This is a genomic window from Cellulophaga omnivescoria, from assembly GCF_027915275.1.
GTDB classification, from domain to species: domain Bacteria; phylum Bacteroidota; class Bacteroidia; order Flavobacteriales; family Flavobacteriaceae; genus Cellulophaga; species Cellulophaga omnivescoria.
Genome location: NZ_CP115819.1, coordinates 3,221,465 through 3,243,582 on the forward strand (window position 1 = coordinate 3,221,465; position 22,118 = coordinate 3,243,582).

General features: G+C 31.6%; 22 protein-coding genes. 12 read left to right on the forward strand and 10 right to left on the reverse strand.

The features are described 5' to 3' along the window. Nucleotides 1-2: 2 nt before the first annotated feature. The 5 genes from PBN93_RS14180 (at nucleotide 3) to PBN93_RS14200 (ending at nucleotide 4,524) form a co-directional block, all read left to right on the forward strand. Complete coding sequence (locus PBN93_RS14180; RefSeq protein WP_077405911.1) at nucleotides 3-1,553, forward strand: SDR family NAD(P)-dependent oxidoreductase; 1,551 nt, start codon at nucleotides 3-5, stop codon at nucleotides 1,551-1,553. 134 nt (nucleotides 1,554-1,687) lie between these two features. Further along, a complete protein-coding gene (locus PBN93_RS14185) occupies nucleotides 1,688-2,194 on the forward strand; it encodes a peroxiredoxin-like family protein (RefSeq protein ID WP_077405915.1) in 507 nt (168 codons plus the stop codon). A gap of 207 nt (nucleotides 2,195-2,401) precedes the next feature. Further along, on the forward strand, nucleotides 2,402-2,593 hold the full coding sequence (locus PBN93_RS14190; protein WP_013622397.1) for a cold-shock protein: 192 nt from the start codon (nucleotides 2,402-2,404) through the stop codon (nucleotides 2,591-2,593). Between the two features lie 144 nt (nucleotides 2,594-2,737). Further along, nucleotides 2,738-3,997, forward strand: coding sequence for an NAD(P)/FAD-dependent oxidoreductase (locus tag PBN93_RS14195; protein WP_271080914.1), 1,260 nt, complete (start codon nucleotides 2,738-2,740; stop codon nucleotides 3,995-3,997). Nucleotides 3,998-4,074: 77 nt separating this feature from the next. Then, on the forward strand, nucleotides 4,075-4,524 hold the full coding sequence (locus PBN93_RS14200) for a KTSC domain-containing protein (protein ID WP_077405921.1): 450 nt from the start codon (nucleotides 4,075-4,077) through the stop codon (nucleotides 4,522-4,524). A 150-nt stretch (nucleotides 4,525-4,674) separates the two neighbouring features. Here PBN93_RS14200 and PBN93_RS14205 read toward each other — a convergent pair whose 3' ends face one another. The 6 genes from PBN93_RS14205 to PBN93_RS14230 form a co-directional block, all read right to left on the reverse strand. After that, nucleotides 4,675-5,484 carry a type 1 glutamine amidotransferase domain-containing protein gene (locus tag PBN93_RS14205; protein WP_271080915.1) on the reverse strand — a complete coding sequence of 270 codons (810 nt, stop codon included), beginning with the start codon at nucleotides 5,482-5,484 and terminating at the stop codon, nucleotides 4,675-4,677. 9 nt (nucleotides 5,485-5,493) lie between these two features. Continuing rightward, nucleotides 5,494-6,651: an iron-containing alcohol dehydrogenase gene (locus PBN93_RS14210; protein ID WP_271080916.1), complete on the reverse strand. Its 1,158-nt coding sequence runs from the start codon at nucleotides 6,649-6,651 to the stop codon at nucleotides 5,494-5,496. A gap of 38 nt (nucleotides 6,652-6,689) precedes the next feature. Then, a complete protein-coding gene (locus tag PBN93_RS14215) occupies nucleotides 6,690-7,688 on the reverse strand; it encodes an NADP-dependent oxidoreductase (RefSeq protein WP_271080917.1) in 999 nt (332 codons plus the stop codon). Nucleotides 7,689-7,698: 10 nt separating this feature from the next. Continuing rightward, nucleotides 7,699-8,331: a nitroreductase family protein gene (locus PBN93_RS14220; RefSeq protein ID WP_271080918.1), complete on the reverse strand. Its 633-nt coding sequence runs from the start codon at nucleotides 8,329-8,331 to the stop codon at nucleotides 7,699-7,701. A gap of 25 nt (nucleotides 8,332-8,356) precedes the next feature. Continuing rightward, entirely contained in the window at nucleotides 8,357-8,935 is a 579-nt protein-coding gene (locus PBN93_RS14225; protein WP_077405932.1) for a TetR/AcrR family transcriptional regulator, read from the reverse strand. A gap of 100 nt (nucleotides 8,936-9,035) precedes the next feature. Next, the gene (locus tag PBN93_RS14230; protein ID WP_077405935.1) at nucleotides 9,036-9,611 is read right to left on the reverse strand and encodes a pseudouridine synthase; all 576 of its coding nucleotides are present in this window, start codon (nucleotides 9,609-9,611) and stop codon (nucleotides 9,036-9,038) included. Between the two features lie 143 nt (nucleotides 9,612-9,754). On the opposite strand from PBN93_RS14230, the gene PBN93_RS14235 reads away from it, so the two are divergent. From PBN93_RS14235 to PBN93_RS14245, 3 genes are all read left to right on the forward strand, one after another. Beyond that, the gene (locus tag PBN93_RS14235) at nucleotides 9,755-11,878 is read left to right on the forward strand and encodes a M3 family metallopeptidase (protein ID WP_408612188.1); all 2,124 of its coding nucleotides are present in this window, start codon (nucleotides 9,755-9,757) and stop codon (nucleotides 11,876-11,878) included. 213 nt (nucleotides 11,879-12,091) lie between these two features. Next, a complete protein-coding gene (locus PBN93_RS14240; RefSeq protein ID WP_271080919.1) occupies nucleotides 12,092-12,907 on the forward strand; it encodes a helix-turn-helix transcriptional regulator in 816 nt (271 codons plus the stop codon). A gap of 138 nt (nucleotides 12,908-13,045) precedes the next feature. Then, complete coding sequence (locus tag PBN93_RS14245; RefSeq protein WP_271080920.1) at nucleotides 13,046-15,499, forward strand: outer membrane beta-barrel protein; 2,454 nt, start codon at nucleotides 13,046-13,048, stop codon at nucleotides 15,497-15,499. Between the two features lie 65 nt (nucleotides 15,500-15,564). Here PBN93_RS14245 and PBN93_RS14250 read toward each other — a convergent pair whose 3' ends face one another. Further along, nucleotides 15,565-16,245 (reverse strand): LytR/AlgR family response regulator transcription factor, encoded by a 681-nt coding sequence (locus PBN93_RS14250; RefSeq protein WP_077405948.1) that lies wholly within the window; start codon nucleotides 16,243-16,245, stop codon nucleotides 15,565-15,567. Then, nucleotides 16,238-17,161 carry a sensor histidine kinase gene (locus tag PBN93_RS14255; RefSeq protein WP_271080921.1) on the reverse strand — a complete coding sequence of 308 codons (924 nt, stop codon included), beginning with the start codon at nucleotides 17,159-17,161 and terminating at the stop codon, nucleotides 16,238-16,240. Before PBN93_RS14255 ends, PBN93_RS14250 begins: the two co-directional genes overlap by 8 nt. A gap of 308 nt (nucleotides 17,162-17,469) precedes the next feature. Here PBN93_RS14255 and PBN93_RS14260 point away from each other — a divergent pair, with 308 nt between their 5' ends. The 4 genes from PBN93_RS14260 (at nucleotide 17,470) to PBN93_RS14275 (ending at nucleotide 19,798) form a co-directional block, all read left to right on the forward strand. Next, nucleotides 17,470-17,760 (forward strand): EF-hand domain-containing protein, encoded by a 291-nt coding sequence (locus PBN93_RS14260; RefSeq protein WP_077405954.1) that lies wholly within the window; start codon nucleotides 17,470-17,472, stop codon nucleotides 17,758-17,760. Between the two features lie 5 nt (nucleotides 17,761-17,765). Next, the gene (locus PBN93_RS14265; RefSeq protein WP_271080922.1) at nucleotides 17,766-18,611 is read left to right on the forward strand and encodes a YHYH protein; all 846 of its coding nucleotides are present in this window, start codon (nucleotides 17,766-17,768) and stop codon (nucleotides 18,609-18,611) included. A gap of 97 nt (nucleotides 18,612-18,708) precedes the next feature. Beyond that, the gene (locus PBN93_RS14270) at nucleotides 18,709-19,155 is read left to right on the forward strand and encodes a toxin-antitoxin system YwqK family antitoxin (RefSeq protein ID WP_271080923.1); all 447 of its coding nucleotides are present in this window, start codon (nucleotides 18,709-18,711) and stop codon (nucleotides 19,153-19,155) included. Then, nucleotides 19,133-19,798 (forward strand): SCO family protein, encoded by a 666-nt coding sequence (locus PBN93_RS14275; protein WP_271080924.1) that lies wholly within the window; start codon nucleotides 19,133-19,135, stop codon nucleotides 19,796-19,798. Before PBN93_RS14270 ends, PBN93_RS14275 begins: the two co-directional genes overlap by 23 nt. Before the next feature lie 15 nt (nucleotides 19,799-19,813). Here PBN93_RS14275 and PBN93_RS14280 read toward each other — a convergent pair whose 3' ends face one another. Next, complete coding sequence (locus PBN93_RS14280; protein ID WP_077405962.1) at nucleotides 19,814-20,716, reverse strand: DMT family transporter; 903 nt, start codon at nucleotides 20,714-20,716, stop codon at nucleotides 19,814-19,816. 45 nt (nucleotides 20,717-20,761) lie between these two features. Next, the gene (locus PBN93_RS14285; protein ID WP_271080925.1) at nucleotides 20,762-22,114 is read right to left on the reverse strand and encodes a Na+/H+ antiporter NhaC family protein; all 1,353 of its coding nucleotides are present in this window, start codon (nucleotides 22,112-22,114) and stop codon (nucleotides 20,762-20,764) included. Nucleotides 22,115-22,118 lie beyond the last annotated feature (4 nt).

Below are 22,118 nucleotides of genomic sequence, written 5' to 3' on the forward strand. Positions count from 1 at the left end.
GGATGAGTAAAGAAACCGCTGGTGCAAATAATGCATTACAACAAGAAGAAATAGATAAGTGTATTTCTGTTTTAGAACACTTAATTAATAATACCGATGAAATTTTTGAAATTTCTAAGGAGAGAAGAACCGCTTTAATTAAAGCAGCTGGTCAATTATCTAGACCAAATAGAGACGAGTTTTCTAGAAGAAAAAAAGATGCAAAAAAAGCTCAAAAACGCAAGCAAGATGCCAAAGACCGCAATGCACGTAAAGAAACTGGTATACGTAGTGCTCGTGAAGCAGTAGTTTTTGTTGCTCCTAAATTGTTACCTCAGGCAGATTTAACTAACCAAAAAGAACTAGAACTACAGTCGCCAAGAAACTGTTATGTATGTAAAGACTTGTTTACCAAGCTGCATCATTTTTATGACACTATGTGTACTAGCTGCGGAGACTTTAATTATGCCAAACGTTTTCAAACAACAGATTTAAAAGGTCAGGTTGCGGTAATTACTGGTTCTAGGTTAAAAATAGGGTATCACATAACATTAATGTTGTTACGCGCTGGTGCTACAGTTGTTGCAACTACAAGGTTTCCTGTAGATTCTGCTTTGCGTTTCTCTAAAGAAGAAGATTTTACGCAATGGGGCCATCGTTTAAAAATTCACGGTTTAGATTTAAGACACATACCAAGTGTAGAAATCTTCTGTAATTTTATCGAGCAAAAATATGAGAATTTAGACATTTTAATTAATAATGCAGCCCAAACAGTGCGCAGGCCAGCTGGTTTTTACACGCATTTAATGGCTAATGAAGAAACTCCAATTTCTGATTTGCCTAAATATGCCGCAGATTTGTTACAAGATCATGTTGGTTGTATGCAAGAACTTAAGGCACTAACTTCTGGCGCATCACCCAATAAAAATATGCCAGTAACCTGGCACGGTCCAGAACCAGGAATAGGAATAAGAGCTTCAGCTAAATTATCGCAAATTCCGTATAGTTTTGATAATTCTTTACAAACATCAGAAGTGTTTCCAGAAGGAGAGTTAGATGCGGATTTACAGCAAGTAGATTTACGTAAAACAAACAGTTGGCGTTTAAAACTTGGTGAAATTGAAACTACAGAAATGATAGAAGTACAGTTGGTTAACTCAGTAGCCCCATTTGTACTGTGTAATCGTCTGTCTGAAGTTATGAAAAAAGAAAACACGGGTAAAAAACATATTATAAATGTTTCAGCTATGGAAGGTAAATTTCATAGGTTTTTTAAAGAAGACAGGCATCCGCATACAAATATGGCTAAGGCAGCTTTAAATATGCTTACCCATACCGCAGCAGGCAGTTTGGCTAAAGATGGTATTTATATTAATGCTGTAGATACTGGATGGGTTACAGATGAAGATCCTGCAGAATTATCTAAAAGAAAAGTGGAATTACATGATTTTCAGCCTCCTTTAGATATTGTAGATGGTGCAGCACGTGTAATGGACCCCTTAATAGATGGTATTAATACAGGTAAACATTGGAGTGGTAAATTTTTAAAAGATTACCGACCTATAGATTGGTAATTTTAAATAGACGTTAAACTTCTGTTAGGGTTTGTTAAATGCTCTTTATTAGTTTTCTCTTTTTGTAAATTATACCATATTGATGTTTTCATCAGTAGAATTATATGTATAACAAATTTTGAAAATTTTATAGAATGATAAAACCTAGAGAAAAAACACCAGAATTAAGTATTAAATTGGTAAATGACAGCACTTGGAAATTAAGTGAGCAATCTCCTAAAAATTTTACTTTAATTCTTTTTTATAGAGGTAAACATTGTCCTGTATGTAAAAAACAATTAGAAGAACTGCAAAGTATATTACCTAAGTTTACAGAACGCGGTGTAAATGTAATTGCCATAAGTTCTGATACAGAAGATGTGGCAAAGAACACATATAAGGAATGGAATATTAATGATATTCCGCTTGGTTATGGTTTCTCTATAGAAGAGGCACGAAAATGGGGACTGTTTATATCTAAAGGTATAAAGCAAGAACCAGATTATTTTACAGAGCCAGGCTTATTTTTATTATCACCAGATACAACAGTGTACTGGGAGTCTATACAATCTATGCCCTTTGGAAGACCAGAATTTAATGATGTTTTAGGAGGTATAGATTATATTTTAAAAGCAGATTACCCAGCAAGGGGAGAAGCATAATTTTACAAAAATAACAGCTGTAACTTTTTTATGGTTTAATTAAAAAAAGTATAAAATGGTAGTATACAGCTTGTTGTAAAACAATATAAATTTTTGTTGCAATATTAACTTTAAGTTAACTGATTATAAAGTATTTAAATAAATTTTGGTGGTACGCAAGTTTAGTATTACTTTTGTTGTAAATTAATTTATTATAAATACAATACAATGAGTAAAGGAACAGTAAAATTCTTCAACGATGAAAAAGGATTTGGTTTTATCACAGAAGAAGGTTCAGGTAAAGACATCTTTGTACACATCTCTGGTTTAGTAGACGAAATTCGTGAAGGCGATGAAGTTGAATATGAGGTTACAGAAGGTAAAAAAGGTTTAAACGCAGCAAACGTAAGAGTTTTATAACATATACTAGTAAAAGCTTTAAGCTAAAGAGTCTATTCGGCAGAATAGACTCTTTTTTTTTTGCTAATTTTTAACGTAAAAACTAGAGGTATATCAACCTAAAAAATAAGCTTATTTTGTATCTTTATTGTACAATATATACTTATGGGAGATAAAAAAAAAGTAGTAGTTATAGGTGCTGGTTTTGGTGGTATAACTATAGCAAAAGCTTTTAAAAACAAAAATGTAGACGTACGTCTAATAGATCAAAACAATTACCATAACTTTCAGCCTTTAATGTATCAAATTGCAACTGGTGGTCTAGAACCAGATAGCATAGCTTATCCTGTTAGGCGTATTTTTAGAGGATACAATAATGTTACGTTTAGAATGGCCAATGTTTTTTCTGTTAATTCGGAAGCTAAAGAGCTAGATACTACAATTGGTACAATTAAATATGACTATTTGGTTATTGCAACAGGAAGTCAAAACAACTTCTTTAATTTTGAACCTATAAAGGATGAATTGCTTACACTTAAATCTATACCAGACGCATTAAACTTAAGAAGTTACATTTTTCAAAATTTAGAAAAAGCACTAGCAAAAAAGGATAAAGAGCCTTTAGATGAAATATTAAATATTGCAATTGTTGGTGGTGGACCAGCAGGTTTAGAGTTGGCTGGTGCGCTGGCAGAAATGAAAAAGCACGTTTTACCTAAAGATTTTCCGGATTTAGACATTTCTAAAATGAGTATAAATTTATACGAGGCTTCTCCTAACTTATTAAATGCAATGTCTAAAGAAGCTTCAGAAAAAAGTTTACTGTATTTAAATAATTTAGGGGTTAATATACATTTAAACTCTAGAGTTAGCTCATACAAAAACAATAAGTTACAAATAGGTGATAGTAGTTTTTATACAGATACTGTAATTTGGACAGCTGGTGTTAAAGCTGCACCTATAAGTGGTTTGCCAAAACAGGCCATAGTTGGTGGTAACCGTATTGCTGTAGATCAATACAACCAGGTAATACAAGCTAACGATGTTTTTGCAATTGGTGATGTTGCTGCGCATATTACAGAAAATAATCCTAATGGTTTACCAATGTTGGCTCCAGTAGCACAGCAACAAGGTGCGCATTTGGCAAAAAATATAATGAAATTGGTAAATAATGAAAAAACCGAACCTTTTGTTTATGTAAACAAAGGAGTAATGGCTACCATAGGCCGTAAAAAAGCAGTGGTAGATTTACCTAAATTTAAGTTTCAAGGAACATTTGCTTGGATTGTTTGGATGTTTATACATATAATGTCTTTGGTAGGTTTTAAAAATAAAATATCTGCTTTTATGGGATGGATGACTAATTATTTTACCTTCGATAGGCCATTAGGATTAATTATTAGGCCATTTACTAAAAGAAAATAACATTCTATTGTAGTTTATAGATTGATAATCAATTAAAAAGATGTAATTTCGCGGCTGGTTTTAAAAAAAACACCCGAATGAAACGTATAAATCAATATAAAAAGATGTTTTCTGTAGAGAATTCTATAGATCTTAAGTCATTAAAAACTAGCTACAGAAAGTTGGTTAAAGAGTGGCACCCAGATAAGTTTCAGGAAGGAGACGCAAAACGTGAAGAGGCTGAAATTAAAAGTAGAGAAATTATAGATGGCTACCATTTTTTGGTAAGTATTGCTCCAGAAACTAAAGAGGCTAACGCAGAAGAATATAAAGCGTTAACAACAGCTTCTGGTATTTTAGACTTTCAGCATAATGGCCAGCTTTTAGAAATTACTTTTTTAGATGGTACTACCTATGAATATTTTGGTGTTCCTAAAAAAATATACATAAAAATGATTAACTCAGATAAGATTTACCGTTTTGCAAAACGTAATATTTTTGAGTCTTATATGTACCGTAAGTCCAAAAAAACAACACAAGAAGCTTAGTAATTTTTTATTTAATTAAAACTCTGTAATTTATTGTTTTTAAATAATTTAACAGGTCTTGATTAGATATTTTTTTATTGTGTTTGTTATATGTAAAAGCCCGTAAACAAATTTGTTTACGGGCTTTTTATTTACTAATTAAATACTTAATTATTTGTTTAATTCTGCAACTAGTTTTTCTGCTACTAACTCAGACGATGCTGGGTTTTGACCTGTAATTAAATTACCATCTTGTATTGCATATGCAGCCCAATCCTCTTTTTTAGAATAAATACCACCATTTTCTTTTAGCATATCTTCAACTAAAAAAGGTACAACATCTGTAAGTTGTACAGCTTCTTCTTCAGAATTTGTAAATCCTGTTACTTTTTTACCTTTTACTAATGGGTTACCATCTACATCTTTAACACCTTTTAAAGCAGCAGGAGCATGACAAACAAATGCCACTGGTTTTTTCTGTGCATTAAATTTTTCAATTAAAGCAATAGATTTCTCATCGTTGGCTAAATCCCATAAAGGACCGTGACCACCAGGATAAAATACAGCATCAAAATCATCTGCATTCATATCTGCTAAAACCTTAGTGTTTTCAATTTTAGCTTTTGCATCTGCATCGTTATTAAAACGTTCTGTGTCTTCTGTAGCTGCATCAGGAGCATCACTACTTGGATCTATTGGAGCAGCACCACCTTTTGGTGTGGCAATTGTAATTTCTGCCCCTTTGTCTAATAAATTGTAATACGGATTAGCAAATTCCTCTACCCAAAATCCTGTTTTTTTACCAGTGTCTCCTAATTTATCGTGTGATGTTAATACAAATAATACTTTCATTTTTTTATCTTTTTTAAGTTCTTTTTTATCTTCTAAAACTTTTTCAGAAGATTGCTTTTCTTTTTTGTTATAGCAAGCTGTAACTGTTAATATAACAAGTGCAATAACTGTTGTTTTAATTAAATTCATTTTAGGAATTTAGTATGCCATTTTTACAATTTTTTCTGCATCTTCTGGCAATAATGCTTGGCGCTCACCTAATTTCCAACCACGCTCTGTAAAACGTTTGGCTATTTCTTCTGCAGTACCTTCATAATCTTTTGTATAGTCAGATAATTTAGTATCTATACCTAATTGGTGAAAGAAAGCCTCAGTTTTTTCTATAGCAGCATAGGCTTTATCATCTATACTACCTTTTGTTACATTCCAAACACGTTCTGCATATTGTGCTAATTTTTCCTTTTTAGCTTCAAAATTGTATTTATAATGACTAGGTGTAACTACAGCTAATGTTCTTGCGTGGTCTATACCAAATAAAGCTGTTAACTCGTGTCCCATCATATGTATAGCCCAGTCTCCTGGAACTCCTTGTTGTATTAAACCATTTAAAGCCATTGTACAACTCCACATAAAGTTAGATGCTGCTTCATAATTTGTTGGGTCTTCTACAACAGTAGGAGCAACTTCTATTAGAGTTTGCAAAATGCTTTCTGCAAAACGATCTTGCAATAACCCCCCAGCAGGGTAGGTCATATACTGTTCTAAAACGTGTGTAAAAGCATCTGTAATACCGTTTGCTAACTGGCGTTTAGGAATAGATGTAATTACTTGCGGATCTAGGATAGAAAAAGTAGGGAACAATGCTGGTCCGCCCATAGATAGTTTTTCTTTGGTTTCTTCTCTAGATACTACCAAACCAGAATTCATTTCAGAACCAGTTGCTGGTAGAGTTAATACTGTTCCAAATGGTAATCCTTTGCTAGGACGCTCTTTGTTTTTTAGCATTTCCCAAGGCTCTTCACCTTCATACAAAGCCGCAGCAGATAAAAATTTGGTGCCATCTATTACAGAGCCACCACCAACAGCTAATAAATATGTTATGTTTTCATCTTTAATAACTTTTAGCGCATCCATAAGTATGTTGTACTCAGGATTTGCAGGAATACCACCAAACTCTACTATATCTACTTTAGCTAAAGCAGTTTTTACTTGGTCATAAATTCCGTTTTTTTTGATACTACCACCGCCGTAAAGCATTAAAACTTTAGCGTCTGAAGGTATTTCTTGGGTTAATTTATCAATTGTGTTTTTTCCAAAAATTATTTTAGTTGGATTTTTGTATTCAAAATTGTTCATTTTCTTTAGTTTTTAAGTTGATAAAAAAAATCTAACTTTTAGATTTTTACAATCATTTTCCCTTTGTTTTTACCATCAAACAGATCTATAAAAGCAGCAGGGATATTTTCAAATCCTTCTACTATAGTTTCTGTATAGGTTAACTTGTCTTGTGCCAACCAAGTTGATAATTCTTTCATTGCTTCTGGGAATTTATCGGCATAGTTAGAAACAATAAAACCTTGCATTAATGCACTGTTTTTCACTAAAAATGGCTGTACGCTTACACTTTTTGGTAACTCTGTGTTATTATAGACAGATATTGCGCCACAAATAATCATTCTAGCTAATTTGTTAATGTTAAAAAGCACAGCATCAGATATAGGTCCGCCTACATTGTCAAAATAAACATCTACGCCATTTGGAGCAGCCTCTGCAATAGCAGCAGTCATATTTTTTGTAGTGTTGTAGTTAATACCAGCATCAAACCCAAATTTAGACTTAAGCATTTCTACTTTTTCATCTGTACCAGCAATACCAACTACGCGTAGTCCTAAAAGTTTACCAATTTGACCAACAACGCTACCAACGGCTCCGGCTGCACCAGATACAACAAGTGTTTCACCCGCTTTAGGTTTTCCTATTTCTGTTAATCCTAAATAAGCTGTTAAGCCCGTCATACCTAATATACCTAAATAAGCACTTAATGGCGCTTTAGATTTGTCTACTTTTAAAAGACCTTCTCCAGTAGATACTTGTTGTGTTTTCCAATCTAGCATACCAGAAACAAAATCTCCTTCTGCAAAATTTTCATTTTTAGAAGCAACTACTTTAGCAATAACACCAGAGTGTACTGGTTTATTTAACTCAAACGGAGGAACGTAAGATTTGGCATCGCTCATTCTTCCTCTTAAATAAGGATCTACAGAAACATAAGCGGTTTCTAATAGTATTTCACCATTAGTAATGGTAATATCAGATTCATTGGTTACAAATTCAAAATCTGAAACTGCTGGCCTTCCAACAGGTCTGTTTTTTAATAAAATTGTCTGAATCATAAGTTTTGTTTTATTCAATTACTGTTACTAAATCCTTTGTACTTTTACGTACTTTAACCAAGTTAACTAACCAATCTTCTTCTGTTTTTCTGTACCCTAACGGAAGTAAAACAGCACTGCGCAATCCTTTTTCTCTTAAGCCTAAAATTTCATCAACAGCAGCAGGATCAAAACCCTCTAACGGTGTTGCATCTACCTTTTCAAAAGCGGCAGCCATAATTGCATGTGCAAAAGCAATGTATGCCTGTTTAGCGGCGTGATTAAAGTTTTCTTCAGCATCTCTTTGTGGGTACATATCTAACAACATTTTTCTGTAGTTTTCCCAACCCTCGTTTTTAAAACCACGAATTTCATTTGTCAAATCAAACATATAGTTAATACGTTCTGGAGTATAGGTATCCCAAGCAGCAAAAACTAGTAGGTGAGAGCAGTCTGTTATTACAGATTGGTTCCAAGCTATTGGTTTAATTTTCTCCTTAATTTCTTGGTTTTTCACTACTAAAATTTCAAAAGGCTGTAATCCACTAGAAGTAGGAGCTAAACGTGCAGCTTCAATAATCCTTTCAATTTTATCTTCTGCTACTTTTTCGCCATTCATTGCTTTAGCGGCATATCTCCAATTTAATTTATCTAATAACTCCATTATAGTTTATGTTTAGTTAATTTTTTTAAGCTTTTATACTATTCCAAGCAGCTAAGTAAGCTTCTTGTATATGTTTTTGATTCAGAGTTATTGCACCTCTTTTTTGCGATATTATCAGAAATGATAAAGGAATAATTGTGTATGCGTACATTAAATAGTCTGATAACTGGTTTAGAACTCCTTCTTTTCTGCCACGTTCCCAAAGATCCAATAAGGTCTGAAAATGTTTAATGCCTTCTTCTCTGCTAGGTTCATCTATCATAGGAGTATTGTCACACTGAGCTAAAAACATAGCTTCTTCACAATTTTTAAATTTAAAATCTGCAATTCTATTCCAAATAATTTTAAACCCTTCTTCAACAGACATTTCTTCTTTATATGTTTTAAAGGCATAGTCTGTAAATTTCTCTTTAACTTCTATATAAGTTTTATTTACTAAATCTTGCTTGTTTTCAAAGTACAAGTAAATAGTAGCAGGAGATACATTGGCCATTTTAGCAATTTTAGACATAGGTGTTGCATGAAAACCATTGTTATTTACCAACTCTATAGTTGCTTTAACAAGGGCATTACGCTTATCTATGCTTTTCTGTAATTTTGCCATAACTTTTTTAGTTCTACTGCAAAGATATATAAAAATGAATGTTCATTCTTTTTTTTAACGCTATTTAATATCATCTTAACAAAAATGTTAATTAAGAGCCTTAAATGTTAATGGGTGTTACACTGCCTAGTGTAAGGTTGTCTAAAGTAATATTGTTTATACGCACACGTACCAAACGTAGGGTAGGGAAACCAACAGCAGCAGTCATTTTACGTATTTGTCTAAATTTGCCTTCGGTAATACAAATGCTAATCCAGCTGTTAGGGCGGTGCCTTCCTAATCTAATTTTAGTGCTTGGTTCTGGTAAATTTTTTGGAGTTTCTATGTGTTTTACAATACAAGTTTTTGTTGTGTAAGTAGTACCATTTAATCCTATTACTACACCTTTTTCTAGCTTGGTTATAGCCTCATCAGTTATTATGCCATCTAACTGTGCGTAATATTCTTTTTCTATGCCCAATCTGTTAATTGTATCACTCAATTTACCATCTGTAGTTAAAAGTAATAATCCTTCAGATTTTTCATCCAAACGGCCAACAGGCATAATTCCTTTAGGAAAATTATAAAATTCAGCTAAAAATTTTTTATTAAGCTGATTGTTGTCATTACTAGCCAACTGACTAAGAACACCATATGGTTTATACATTTTGTAGTGAATATGTTGGCTTTTGGGCATAAAAGTAATTTGTTATTATAGCAAAAATAGAAAGAAAAACAGAACTGCTATACAGATTTAAACTCTATAAATATTAAGACAATTTTAAGAGTGAAGACAAAGGAACAAAAGTATCTTTATATCCGATAAAAAATCTATTATTAATGAAAAAAATATATACCGTAGCACTTGTTACTGTTTTGTTTGCTTCTTGTAAAGATGCAAAAACAAAAACGGGGACAACTACCACTAACACTATGAATACTAAAGAAAACCCGTTATTAGTAGAAAGTACATTACCTTATGGCGCGCCCAACTTTTCACTAATTAAAAATGAACACTTTAAACCTGCATTAGAACAGGGTATTAGAGCGCAAAAAGAAGCTGTAAGTAAAATTGCTAATAATACAGAGCCAGCTACTTTTGATAATACTATTTTAGAATTAGAAAAAAGTGGAACACTGTTACAAAACGTACAAAATGTTTTTTCTGGACTAACAGGAGCACACACCAATGATGAGCTGCAAGCTGTACAAGAAGAAATGGCTCCTAAATTCTCTGAGTTACAAGATGGTATTTATTTAAATGACAATTTGTTTAAGCGTGTAAAAGAATTATATGTAAAAAGAGGTAGCTTAGTATTAGATCCGGAATCATATAAGTTATTAGAAACTTATTTTGAAGCCTTTGAAAAAGCAGGTGCAAACCTTAGTTCTGAAGATAAAGAAACGTTAAAAAAATACAACACAAAGTTAGCAACACTAATAAACAGTTTTAATAAAACTTTGTTGGAAGCTAATAATAATGGAGCATTAGTTTTTACAAACAAGGAAGATTTAGCTGGTTTAACAGAAGCTCAGTTAAAGTCGTTAGAAAACAAAGACGGTGAAGGCTATAAAATTCCGCTACAAAATACTACGCAACAACCGTTATTGCAAAGTTTAGAAAACAGAGCTACTAGAGAAAAAATTTTTAAAGCTGCTTTTAACAGAGCAGATGGTACTAAAAATGATACCAAAGATATTATTACTAAGATAGCAGAACTAAGAGCTAAAAAAGGAGCTTTATTAGGCTTTAAAAATTATGCTGAGTGGAGTTTACAAGGTACTATGGCAGAAAAACCAGAAAATGTATTTACTATGTTTAATGGTTTAATACCTGCAGCTACTACTAAAGCAAAAAATGAAGCAGAAGAAATACAAAAAATGATTGCCAAAAATGGTAAAGATTTTACTTTGGAAGCTTGGGACTGGAACCGTTATGCAGAAATGGTAAAAAAGGAAAAGTACGATTTAGATGAGAGTGCTATTAAACCATATTTTGAGATAAAAACAGTTTTAGAAAAAGGTGTTTTTTATGCAGCAGAAAAATTATATGGTATAACATTTAAAGAACGCAAAGATATACCTACCTACCATAAAGATGTTATGGTGTATGAGCTATTTGAAGAAAATGGTGACCAATTGGGCTTATTTTACGCAGATTATTTTGCTAGACCAAGTAAAAGAGGTGGTGCTTGGATGAGTAATTTTGTAACCCAGTCTCACTTGTATAACAAAAAACCTGTTATATATAATGTGTGTAATTACCCAAAACCAGCAGAAGGTGATGAAGCCTTACTAACCTATGATGAAGTTAGTACTATGTTTCATGAATTTGGACACGCGTTACACGGTTTTTTTGCAAACCAAGAGTACCCTTCTTTATCTGGTACTGCTGTAGCAAGAGACTTTGTAGAGTTTCCTTCTCAGTTTAATGAAAACTGGGCTTTATATCCTGAGGTTTTAAAAAACTACGCACTACATTACAAAACAGGAGAAAAAATACCTCAAGAGTTAATTGATAAGATTAAAAAAGCAGGTACATTTAATCAAGGTTATAGTTTAACAGAAAACTTAGCAGCTTCTAATTTAGATATGAAATGGCATACTATTAGTCCAGATTTTACAATATCTAGTGCCAGTGCTTTTGAAAAAGATGCGTTACACAATACAAAACTAGATGTAGTAAGTGCTGTGCCACCACGTTACAGGTCTACTTATTTTGCTCATATTTTTGGAAGTGGTTATGCTGCCGGATACTACTCTTACTTATGGACAGAGATGTTACACCACGATGCATACAATTGGTTTGAAAACAATGGTGGTTTAACCCGTGAAAACGGGCAGCGTTTTAGAGATATGGTACTGTCTAGAGGTAATACTGTAGATTTAGAGGCTATGTATAAGAACTGGAGAGGTAGTGATCCTAAAATAGAGCCAATGCTTAAAGCTCGTGGTTTACAATAAATAAGTACAATACGATATAAAAAAGGAGCCTTTTAAAGGCTCTTTTTTTGTTTTTAGCAGTGGTTCTTTAGTTTTATTTTTTATTAGTAATAGATCTATTGTAAAACTACTACTTGCGAAATCCTTTTCGTAGTTTTAACATAATTTATAGAATATATTTTGAATTGTAAGTGCTTATATTTTTTACATTTACTTTAACCAAATTTAACCAGCTTGCAAAGTTCTATTAAAACATATAATAAAATTTCTTCTAGTTTAGATTTAAAAATAGAACCTTTTGACAGTACAAAAAGGTATACAAAACCACACAAGCACAACAAGTATTTAGAGATTGTCTACTTTACCAAAGGATCTGGCTATCATCACATAGATTTTAAAAGTTATAAAATAGAACCTCCCGTATTTTTTTTAATAAAAAAGGATCAGGTTCATAATTGGGAAATAAATACTGAACCAAAGGGTTATGTAATAATTATTAAAGAATTATTTTTAGAAAAAACGCTAGATAAATTTATAAATACCCAACTGTATAAGTTAAAAAATAGTTCTAAGGTTATAATTAAAGAAGTTGACAGTTCTTTAGAATACTTGTTTAAAGCTATGAGTTTAGAAATTAAACAAGAATCTGCTAACCAAGAAGTTATAGAAGGTGGTTTAAAGTCAATTTTAGCTAAGTTGGTTGGCTATACAACCACAAAATTTGTTACAGATTACACGAGTTTGAGTTCTGGTTTTTTAGATTTACTATCTACTCAATTAAAAAATAATGTAGCTTTTTACGCCACCCAATTGCATACTACTTCTCAGAACTTAAATGCAATGTGTAATAAGGTTTTTGGTAAAACAACATCAGATGTTATAGCAGAGCATATAATAAAAGAAATAAAAAGACAGCTGCTATTTACAAACAAATCTGTAAGTGATATAGCTTATGATTTAGAGTTTAAAGATACATCACACTTTACAAAATATTTTAAACGTTATGTGTTGCAAACACCTTTACAATTTAAAAAAGCTGCTAATACATAAATTAGACCATTATTTTGTTAATAACACCATTCTTACGCTAAAACAACTATTACTTTAGTTTTCAATAAAAATAATAGTATTATGAAAATGAAAACGCTTTTTTTACTGATGTTTTTCTGTTTTATTTGGCAAAACCTTATGGCTCAAATAACAGGTAAAGTAATAGATGCAAGCACCAACCAAGCCCTAGAATATGCTACAGTTGCATTATACAAAAAACAAGATTCTGTTTTGGTTACTGGTGTTATAACAGAGTTAGATGGTTCTTTTAAAATACCAAACATAAAAGCTGGCAGATATTATTTAGAAGCGTCTTTTTTAGGGTATACAACTAAAACTATTAGTCCTGTATTACTATCTAAAAAAGGAGAAAAACTGAGTTTGGGAACTATACAATTGTCTTTAGGTAACCAATTAAACGAAGTTGTAGTACAAGCAGAGCGTTTATCGGTTGTACATAAAATAGACCGTCAGGTTTTTGATACTAAAAAATACCAAAATATTGAAGGTGGTTCTGCTGTAGATGTAGTTAAAAATTTACCATCTGTTACTGTAGATGGTCAAGGAGAAATTAGTGTTAGAGGTTGCCAGGGCTTTTCTGTATTGGTTAACGGTAAGCCAACACAAGGAGACGCCAGTGCAATTTTAGCCCAATTACCTGCAAATGCGTTAGAGTCTGTAGAGCTTATTACTGCTCCGTCTTCTAAATACGACCCTGAGGGCAAAGGCGGAATTTTGAATATTATAACTAAAAAAGGAGCTACAAACGGTACGTTCGCACAGGTAAATGTACGTGGCGGTTTTCCGTCTATAGAAGAATATGATACAAAAGAAGCTGCACAGCGTTACGGTATAGATGCAACGCTAAATAAGCGCACGGATAAATGGAACTTTTCTTTAGGAGCTAGTTACCAACGTAATGATAAAACAGGTAGAAGAGAAGGGGATATGTACATTGTAAACGAAGCCGAAAATAAAACTACTTTTTTACCCTCTGATGGCGAACGTAGTTTTGACGAAATTAGTTATAATGGTAGGTTTAATATAGACTTTACTCCTAATAAAAGAGATAGTTATTCTGTTGGTTTTTTTGTAGGGAAACACACTAAAGATAGGTTAGCAGATATTGTTTATTATGACAATCACGCAGTGTCACCATCAAATAGTGATAATAGGTTGTATACATTTACATATTACAACCACAACCTAAGAATTAGAAAAGGAGATTTTGCTTTGGGTAGTTTTGATTATGAACATAAGTTTGATGATGAGTCTAAATTAGCGGCATCATTTTTATATGAATATACTTTTTTAGGCGGACCAACGGAGAATGACAACCTTGGTTATCCAGATAATACTATTGTTTACCAGCAAGAATACAATACTAATGATAACCCATTATATGGTACACGGTTTAATTTAGATTATAAGTTTAAACCTTTTTCTTTTGGAACTTTAGAAGCTGGTTATCAGTTTCGTAATTTAGACCATACAGGAGAATTTGTATACCAAAGAGATGGTGTTTTGGTACCAGAGTTTTCTAGTGATGTGTCTTTAGATAGAACCATACACTCTGGATACACACAGCTTACTGGAGCAAAAAACAAGTGGGATTATGCTGCTGGTGTGCGGTTGGAGTCTATGGATAGGGAATATAGAGAATCTTTAAAAAGTGAAATTTCTCCCAATAGCTATAAATATGATTTTGTAAAGCTTTTTCCGTCTGCATCTTTACAATATAAAATTAATGATAAAACAAAACTAAAAATGGCTTATAGCAAAAGGGTAGAGCGTACAACAACTTTTAAAATGAATAGTTTTGCAGAAAGAGAACACTCTGAAGTTTTTGAGCAAGGAGACAATAAATTAGAGCCAGAGTTTATAGATTTGGTAGAAGTAGGAATAACAAAAAAGTTGAAGCAAGGAAATTCTTTTTTTGCTACGGCCTACTATAGAAGTGTAGAAAATGTAATTAACCGTGTTAACGTACTTGCATACCAGGAAAATGGAGCTGTAATAGATACTATTATAAACCGTGTGTATTCTAATGTAGGTAGAAGCAACGCCTTTGGTTTAGAGGTTGGAGCAACCATTAAACCCACTAAAAATTGGTCTAACTTTATTGGTGCAAATGTATATAGTTATGATATTAAAGGTGCTTTAAACTTTAACCACAGAGATGGTATTGCACGTACTTACGGTATAAATAGTAATGCAACTATTTACTCTATAAACTTAAACTCTACGTATAATTTTTGGCAAAATGCTAGCGCACAGTTTTCGTTTAATTATTTATCAGACAGAAACACGGCAATGGGAGAGGACTCCAGATTTTATTCTCCGAATCTTACGCTTAGAAAATCGTTTTTAGATAATAAATTAACAGCAACATTGCAATGGCAAAATATAGATATGGGACTTTTAAATACAAATGAGCAACGTATTACTATATCAAGACCTGGGCAATTTTATACTACAACAAATTATAGATATGAGGTAGATATGGTTTCTTTAAACTTGTCTTATACATTTAACGCAAACAAAAATAAATCTAAATTTATTGATAGTGAATTTGGTAAACGAGAGTTTTAATTAATCTGTTAGATTTGTAAATTAAAGCCTAGTTAATGTTTGTATAACTAGGCTTTTACTTTTTGTTAAAACAAATCTTGTTTTACTTTATCATAATAGCTATCGCTAACAGGTATACTTATGTTTGTTAGTAGTAAGTCTCTACCTTTTAAACTTGTAACTTTTGTTTTATTAACAATAAAAGACCTGTGAACACGCATAAATAAATTTGGATTTAAGGTTTTCTCTAAAGATTTTAATGTTTGGTGGCTCATTATCTTTTTACCATCTTCTAAATAAAATTTAACGTATTCACTATCACTTTCTATATGCGTAATGTGCTGTAATTGTATTTTATGCAAGTCATAACCAGATTTAATAGTTATACTATCATTAGCAACATCTTTTGTTATGCTTTTAACAGCTTCAAGCTTATTTACAGCTTGCAAAAAACGGTCAAAAGTTATGGGTTTTAATAAGTAATCTAAAGCATTTAGCTCATAACCCTGCAAAGCATATTCAGAATAGGCTGTTGTAAAAATTATTTTAGTAGTATCGGGTATCATTTTAGCAAAATCTGTTCCTTTTAAATTAGGCATTTGTATGTCTAAAAAAATAAGGTCTATTGTATTTGCTTTAAGTGTTGGTATAGCATCAATAGGGCTTTCATAATCGGCAACAAGTTCTAAATAATTTAATTTACTAATGTAACTAGTAAGTAAGCCTCTAGCTAGTTCCTCGTCATCAATAATAATACACTTATACATTTTGTTGTAAATTTAGTTCAACTTTAAAAATACCATCACTTTTAGATACATACAACGTATGTTTGTTTGGATACAATATATTTAATCTTCTTTTTACATTTTCTAAACCAATACCACCTACATCATCCTTTAAAATATCAGTAGTAGCTATGCTATTTTCTACCTTAAAATTAATATTTGTTTTGTTTGCTGTTAATTTAATAGTAATAAATGTACCATTAAATTGGTCTATATTACTATGTTTAAAGGCATTTTCTACAAATGGTATTAGTAGCATTGGTGCAATTTGCAAACTACTATCTGTTATATTAAACTTGGTTTCTATAGGATATTTTTTACTGCTTTTTAGTGTAAAAAGTTTTATGTAATTTTCTATATATTCTATTTCTTTTGTTAATAGTACAAATGGCCTTTCACATTCATACAAAACATACCTTAACATTATAGATAAATAGTTTATACTTTCTTGTGTTTTAGCTGTATCTATAGCAGATAGTGCATAAATGTTATTTAAAGCATTAAACAAAAAATGCGGATTTATTTGAGATTTTAAAAGCTTTAATTCCGTTTCTAAATTTTCATTTTTACTAATAATTATCTCTTCTTCCTTTTTTTTAGTGTACACAATAAACTCTATTACTGTTGCTAATATATAAGCTATAAATAATAGTAATATTTGTGTGAATTGCCTAGACGGTGGCCTTGGTAAGTTTTCTCGGTTAAAATTTGGTAAATCTGGTACTTGCGGTACTCTAAAAAAAGGTATGGGACGTTCTGGTAATAATACAGACATTAATCCTATAAACACTCCTAAGGCAATTGCAGAAATTATTAAAAACTGCAAATGTTTTTTTGGAAATAAAAACTTAGGAGCAGTGTAAAATATTAGTAAAGCAATTAATACAATTTGTCCCAAAAAAAGGAATGTATTTTGGACTATAAAATTTGTAGTCCAAGCTTGTTGCGACCATAAAACAAACCACAAAGCAAACCATAAAATTATCTGAGAAATAAATCTAATTGTTGTATTCATACTGCAAATAAATGAAAATAAAAATCAATGTATAGCTAATAAATAGCCTATTTAACACCTGTAAAATAGATTTTGCGGAATATAAAAACAGTTTTACAGAAAGCTTAGCTGCATTCACTTAAAACCAAACATCTGTATTAATCTTATGTTCATCTTTGAAATCTAAATAGTAGAATTTTAAAAATAAAAAGATGAAAAATACAACAGTAAAAAAAGGAATTTTAGGAGTAGCGTTAGTAGCATTTGGTGCAATGGGATTAAGAGCACAACCACCAAAAGGAGAACAACGTAAAAGACCTACGTTAGAAGAAATTTTTAAACAGATGGACGCTAATGAAGATGGCAAACTTACTAAAGAAGAGGTAAAAGGACCTTTAAAAAAAGATTTTAAGAAAATTGATGCCAATGAGGATGGGTTTTTAACTAAAGAAGAAATAGAAAAAATGCCTAAGCCAGAAAAGAAAGAGAAACCATCTAAATAAAACTTATGAAAATTTCTAAATTAAAATATATACCATTATTTAGTTTAGCAACTATTGTTACTGTAGCATTTATTGCTTGTAGCAATGATAGTAATGCTGATGATGATGATACAAATAATGATAGTACAAGTGCAGAATTACACGCAGCTTTTGCAGAGTTTGATACTGAGAATGTAACAATTTTATTAAATGGTACAGAAGTAGAAATAGAAACTAACGGAATGCCAAACCATACGTCTCCGTATTGGTCTAATACTACAGAACGTTCTGCTGTAGACCCAATGGGGAATACGTTAACTACAGAAGCAGCAGATAGTAATCATCCTTTATTTGTAGAGCCTACGGTAACTAGCTTTGAAAAAATGGCTCCAAGTAATATTGATGATTTTAACGGATCATATTCTTTAACTGTTCCCCAAACACCAACTAAGGCATCTACAAGTACTTCTACTGGTTTAGGAGCTATTGGTATAGCTGTAAGTGGCGCAATGATTTATAATGATGAAGAAGGACCAAATGTACCTTTAGATAGTGCAGTTGGCTCTTTAGATTATACAGCAGCACATACAGGTCCGCAGAGTTACCATTACCATTTAGAAACCAAAGCTTGGTCTAATGATGATGAAAATTTAATTGGTATTATGGCAGATGGTTTTTTTCTGTATGGCAGAAAATGTAATGCTACAGGCACATATCCTACAGACTTAGATGCTTCTGGCGGACATACAAGTACAACACAACACACAAGTAAAGAAGAATATCATTACCATATACAAAATGAATTATATCTTAACCAATTTTACATTTTATTCCCAGGAGATTACCAAGGTACGCCAGCTACTATTTTATAAACTGCTTTTAATTGTAGTATTACTATGTGTAAGCAGCTGTACAAATGTAACAGTTGTCTTAAAAAAAGATTTAAATGTAAAAAATAATCAAGGGCTTGTGTATTATAATAACAAGCCTTTTACGGGCTTAGCTATTAATTTTTATAAAAATGGTGGCAAGTCTGAAAGTATTAGCTATAAAAATGGTAAAAAACATGGCAATTACCAAAAATTGTTTTATACGGGAGATCTTAGTTACCAAGTATATTACAAAAACGGAAAAAAAGAGGGCGTGGCTAAGTCTTGGTGGAGCAATGGTAAACTAAGGTCTAGGTCTGTTTTTGCAAACGGAATTGTAAACGGTATACAAAAGCAGTGGTATAAAACTGGAGCAAAATTTAAGGAGATGAATATTGTAAACGGAAAGGAAGAAGGCTTGCAAAGAGCATGGCGTAAAAACGGAAAAATATATAATAATTATGAAGCAAAAAACGGTAGAATTTTTGGACTTAAAAGAGCAAATCTTTGTTTTCAATTGGAAGATGAAATTGTACAGTTTAAATAGCTTGTTTACAGTGTTTTTAATTGTTTTCACATTGTTGGGATGCAATAATAAATCTAACAGTAAAAAAGCGAGCGCTTTACCTTATTATGGCGAATCTAGTTTTACTCCAAAATGGTTGGCTCCAAATAGTAAAGAAGCTAAAGAAATGCACAGTATACCCAACTTTAGTTTAATAAACCAAAATGGAGAAGTAATAACAAGTAATACTTTTAAAAATAAAATTTATGTAGCAGATTTTTTCTTTACTAGTTGTTCTGGTATTTGTCCTAAAATGACAAGTAATATGTCTGTATTACAAGAAGCTTTTAAAACAGATAATGATGTTTTGTTGTTATCACATACAGTAACTCCGGAGACAGATACAGTAGAAGTTTTAAACGAATATGCAAAAACTAAAGGTGTTACGGCTAACAAATGGCATTTAGTTACTGGTAGTAGAAGTGAAATTTACAACTTAGGTAGAAATGCCTATTTTATAGAGGAAGACTTAGGAGAATTAAAAACAAATGATGATTTTTTACACACAGAAAATTTTGTTTTAATTGATAAAAACCAGCACATTAGAGGTATTTATAACGGATTAAATAAAACTGCTATACAACAACTTATTACTGATATTAAAACTTTAAAAGAAGAGTCTTAATTGTTTGTTTACTATTTAGTTAGAATATAATATTAAAGCAACACCTAAAAGTATACCTGCAAGCGGAATGAGTTTTTTTCGTTTATTTTTTTCTTTAAATAAAATTCCGCCTACTAATACGGCTATTAAAATTTGACTCCTTTTTATAGCAGATAAAAGCATAATTAAGGCATCTGGATCTTGTAATGCTTTAAAGTAAAAATAATCTGCAGTTTGTAATAAAATACCAACGGCAGGTATAGACCAACGCCATTTAAAGGCTTTTCTTTTTTCTGCTTTAGGAAACCAAGTTATAGCAAGTATTACCAATAAAATTAAAATTGTATACCAGCAAAACCAAAACTGTAATGTTTGCGGATTTAAGTTTATGTGTTGTATTAAAAACTTATCATACAAACCACTAGAAGATCCTAAAAAAGTAGCACCTATTATAGCAAATATCCATTTGTTTTTTTTAAAATTGATACCTTCTTTCTTTCCAATTCTAGAATACAGGAATACTGAAAATATAATTAAGAAAAAGCCAATCCATTGCCAGTAATTTGGTCGTTCATGATATATAAAAATTGCACCAATAAAAGTAAAAAAAGGCCCTGCAGAGCGTATGGGTGTTACAATAGTAATAGGCAAATGTTTTAAGGCTTGGTAAGCCAATACCCAAGAGCCAGCCATTAGCATAGATTTTACAACAATTAATGCGTGGTTTTGCCAAGGAATATCGGTAATGTAAAAACCAATTTCTTTAGTAAACTCAGGATAAAATTTAGATCCTAAATAAAAAGGTAGTAATAGTAAAAAACCAGCAGTTATAGTACCTAAAAGTACAGGAAAAACCTCATTACCTTGTACAGCATGTTTTTTGCACAAATTGTGCAATCCTAAAAATAAAGCCGATAAAAGGCCTAAATACATCCACATGGCCGCGAAGATAACTTTTTAGATAAATTATTATAGAACTACACCTTAATTTATACTAGTTTTCTTCATTTTAAACGGATTTAAACTAATGTATATTATGGTGTAGATAAATAACAAAAGTAAATACCAAGTATTACCAATAAGTTCTGTATAAGTTAGGTTTCCATCAGAAAAACTCAAAATCATTAATACTTGTGCTCCATATGGTAGCAAACCTTGTGTAATGCAGGCAAAAATATCTAAAATTGAAGCTGTTTTTTTATTCTCTAATTTATACTCATCATTAATAGTTTTTGCAATAGAACCAGAAATAATAATAGAAACTGTATTGTTTGCTATTGCCATATTTACTGTACTAACTAAGGTTGCAATACCAAATTGAGCAGATTTTTTACTCTTTATAAGGGTTTTAATCTTATTTAAAATGTAATCTATACCGCCATTTTTTGCTACCAATGCTGCCAAACCACCAGAGAGTAATGATAGTAGAAAAATCTCTGTCATACTGGTAAATCCATTGTAAGCAATTTTGGTAGACTCAATAACGGTAAAATCACCATAAAAAATACCAATTGCGACAGCTATTAATACACCTAACAAAAGTGTAACAAATACGTTTACACCAATTACAGAGAGTGCAATTACTAATATGTAAGGAACTATTTTTAGTAATGAATAATTGTATGTAACATCTTCTAAATTGTTAGACTCTAAAGCAGCGCCTTTAACTATTAAAATAACAATTGTAAAGAGTGCTGCTGGCAAAGCAATTTTTGTGTTTTGCTTAAATTTATCACTCATTTTTACGCCCAAGGATTGTGTTGCTGCAATTGTAGTATCTGATATTACCGAAAGGTTATCTCCAAACATAGAACCACCTAAGAGAGCGCCGCAAAGTATAGCTAATGATACACCTCCTTTATCTGCAAAGCCAATAACAATAGGAGTTAGTGCTACTATTGCACCAACAGATGTACCTGTAGATATAGATAAAAATGCAGCAATTATAAATACTCCAAAGTAGATATATTGTATGGCTATAAAATCTAATCCAAGATTTACAATAGCATCTACACTACCGGTTTCTTTTGTAATTGTAGCAAAAGCACCAGCTAATAAATATATTAAGCACATTGTTAGTATTTTACTATCTCCGCAACCAGCTAAAAGCGTTTCTATTTTAGAGTTTATGTCTTGTTTAAAAATTAAAAAAGCTACAATAATACCAGCTATAACTGCTATAGGAGCAGGTAAAGCATAAAAATCATTTTGATAAATACCTACACCTAAAAATGTAAATACAAATACAAATAAAGGAAGTAAAGCAATAAACCTAGGCTCGTTGTTTTTAATGGATGTCATTTTTTTAGTTTTATAGAACCAAAAAGAAAAGGACAAATAA

What these genes read in the sequence shown, in the direction of transcription:
- PBN93_RS14180 (WP_077405911.1), top strand. Translation starts at nt 3, where the DNA reads ATGAGTAAAGAAACCGCTGGTGCAAATAATGCATTACAACAAGAAGAA.
- PBN93_RS14185 (WP_077405915.1), top strand. Translation starts at nt 1,688, where the DNA reads ATGATAAAACCTAGAGAAAAAACACCAGAATTAAGTATTAAATTGGTA.
- PBN93_RS14190 (WP_013622397.1), top strand. Translation starts at nt 2,402, where the DNA reads ATGAGTAAAGGAACAGTAAAATTCTTCAACGATGAAAAAGGATTTGGT.
- PBN93_RS14195 (WP_271080914.1), top strand. Translation starts at nt 2,738, where the DNA reads ATGGGAGATAAAAAAAAAGTAGTAGTTATAGGTGCTGGTTTTGGTGGT.
- PBN93_RS14200 (WP_077405921.1), top strand. Translation starts at nt 4,075, where the DNA reads ATGAAACGTATAAATCAATATAAAAAGATGTTTTCTGTAGAGAATTCT.
- PBN93_RS14205 (WP_271080915.1), bottom strand. Translation starts at nt 5,484, where the DNA reads ATGAATTTAATTAAAACAACAGTTATTGCACTTGTTATATTAACAGTT.
- PBN93_RS14210 (WP_271080916.1), bottom strand. Translation starts at nt 6,651, where the DNA reads ATGAACAATTTTGAATACAAAAATCCAACTAAAATAATTTTTGGAAAA.
- PBN93_RS14215 (WP_271080917.1), bottom strand. Translation starts at nt 7,688, where the DNA reads ATGATTCAGACAATTTTATTAAAAAACAGACCTGTTGGAAGGCCAGCA.
- PBN93_RS14220 (WP_271080918.1), bottom strand. Translation starts at nt 8,331, where the DNA reads ATGGAGTTATTAGATAAATTAAATTGGAGATATGCCGCTAAAGCAATG.
- PBN93_RS14225 (WP_077405932.1), bottom strand. Translation starts at nt 8,935, where the DNA reads ATGGCAAAATTACAGAAAAGCATAGATAAGCGTAATGCCCTTGTTAAA.
- PBN93_RS14230 (WP_077405935.1), bottom strand. Translation starts at nt 9,611, where the DNA reads ATGCCCAAAAGCCAACATATTCACTACAAAATGTATAAACCATATGGT.
- PBN93_RS14235 (WP_408612188.1), top strand. Translation starts at nt 9,755, where the DNA reads ATGAAAAAAATATATACCGTAGCACTTGTTACTGTTTTGTTTGCTTCT.
- PBN93_RS14245 (WP_271080920.1), top strand. Translation starts at nt 13,046, where the DNA reads ATGGCTCAAATAACAGGTAAAGTAATAGATGCAAGCACCAACCAAGCC.
- PBN93_RS14250 (WP_077405948.1), bottom strand. Translation starts at nt 16,245, where the DNA reads ATGTATAAGTGTATTATTATTGATGACGAGGAACTAGCTAGAGGCTTA.
- PBN93_RS14260 (WP_077405954.1), top strand. Translation starts at nt 17,470, where the DNA reads ATGAAAAATACAACAGTAAAAAAAGGAATTTTAGGAGTAGCGTTAGTA.
- PBN93_RS14265 (WP_271080922.1), top strand. Translation starts at nt 17,766, where the DNA reads ATGAAAATTTCTAAATTAAAATATATACCATTATTTAGTTTAGCAACT.
- PBN93_RS14275 (WP_271080924.1), top strand. Translation starts at nt 19,133, where the DNA reads ATGAAATTGTACAGTTTAAATAGCTTGTTTACAGTGTTTTTAATTGTT.
- PBN93_RS14280 (WP_077405962.1), bottom strand. Translation starts at nt 20,716, where the DNA reads ATGTGGATGTATTTAGGCCTTTTATCGGCTTTATTTTTAGGATTGCAC.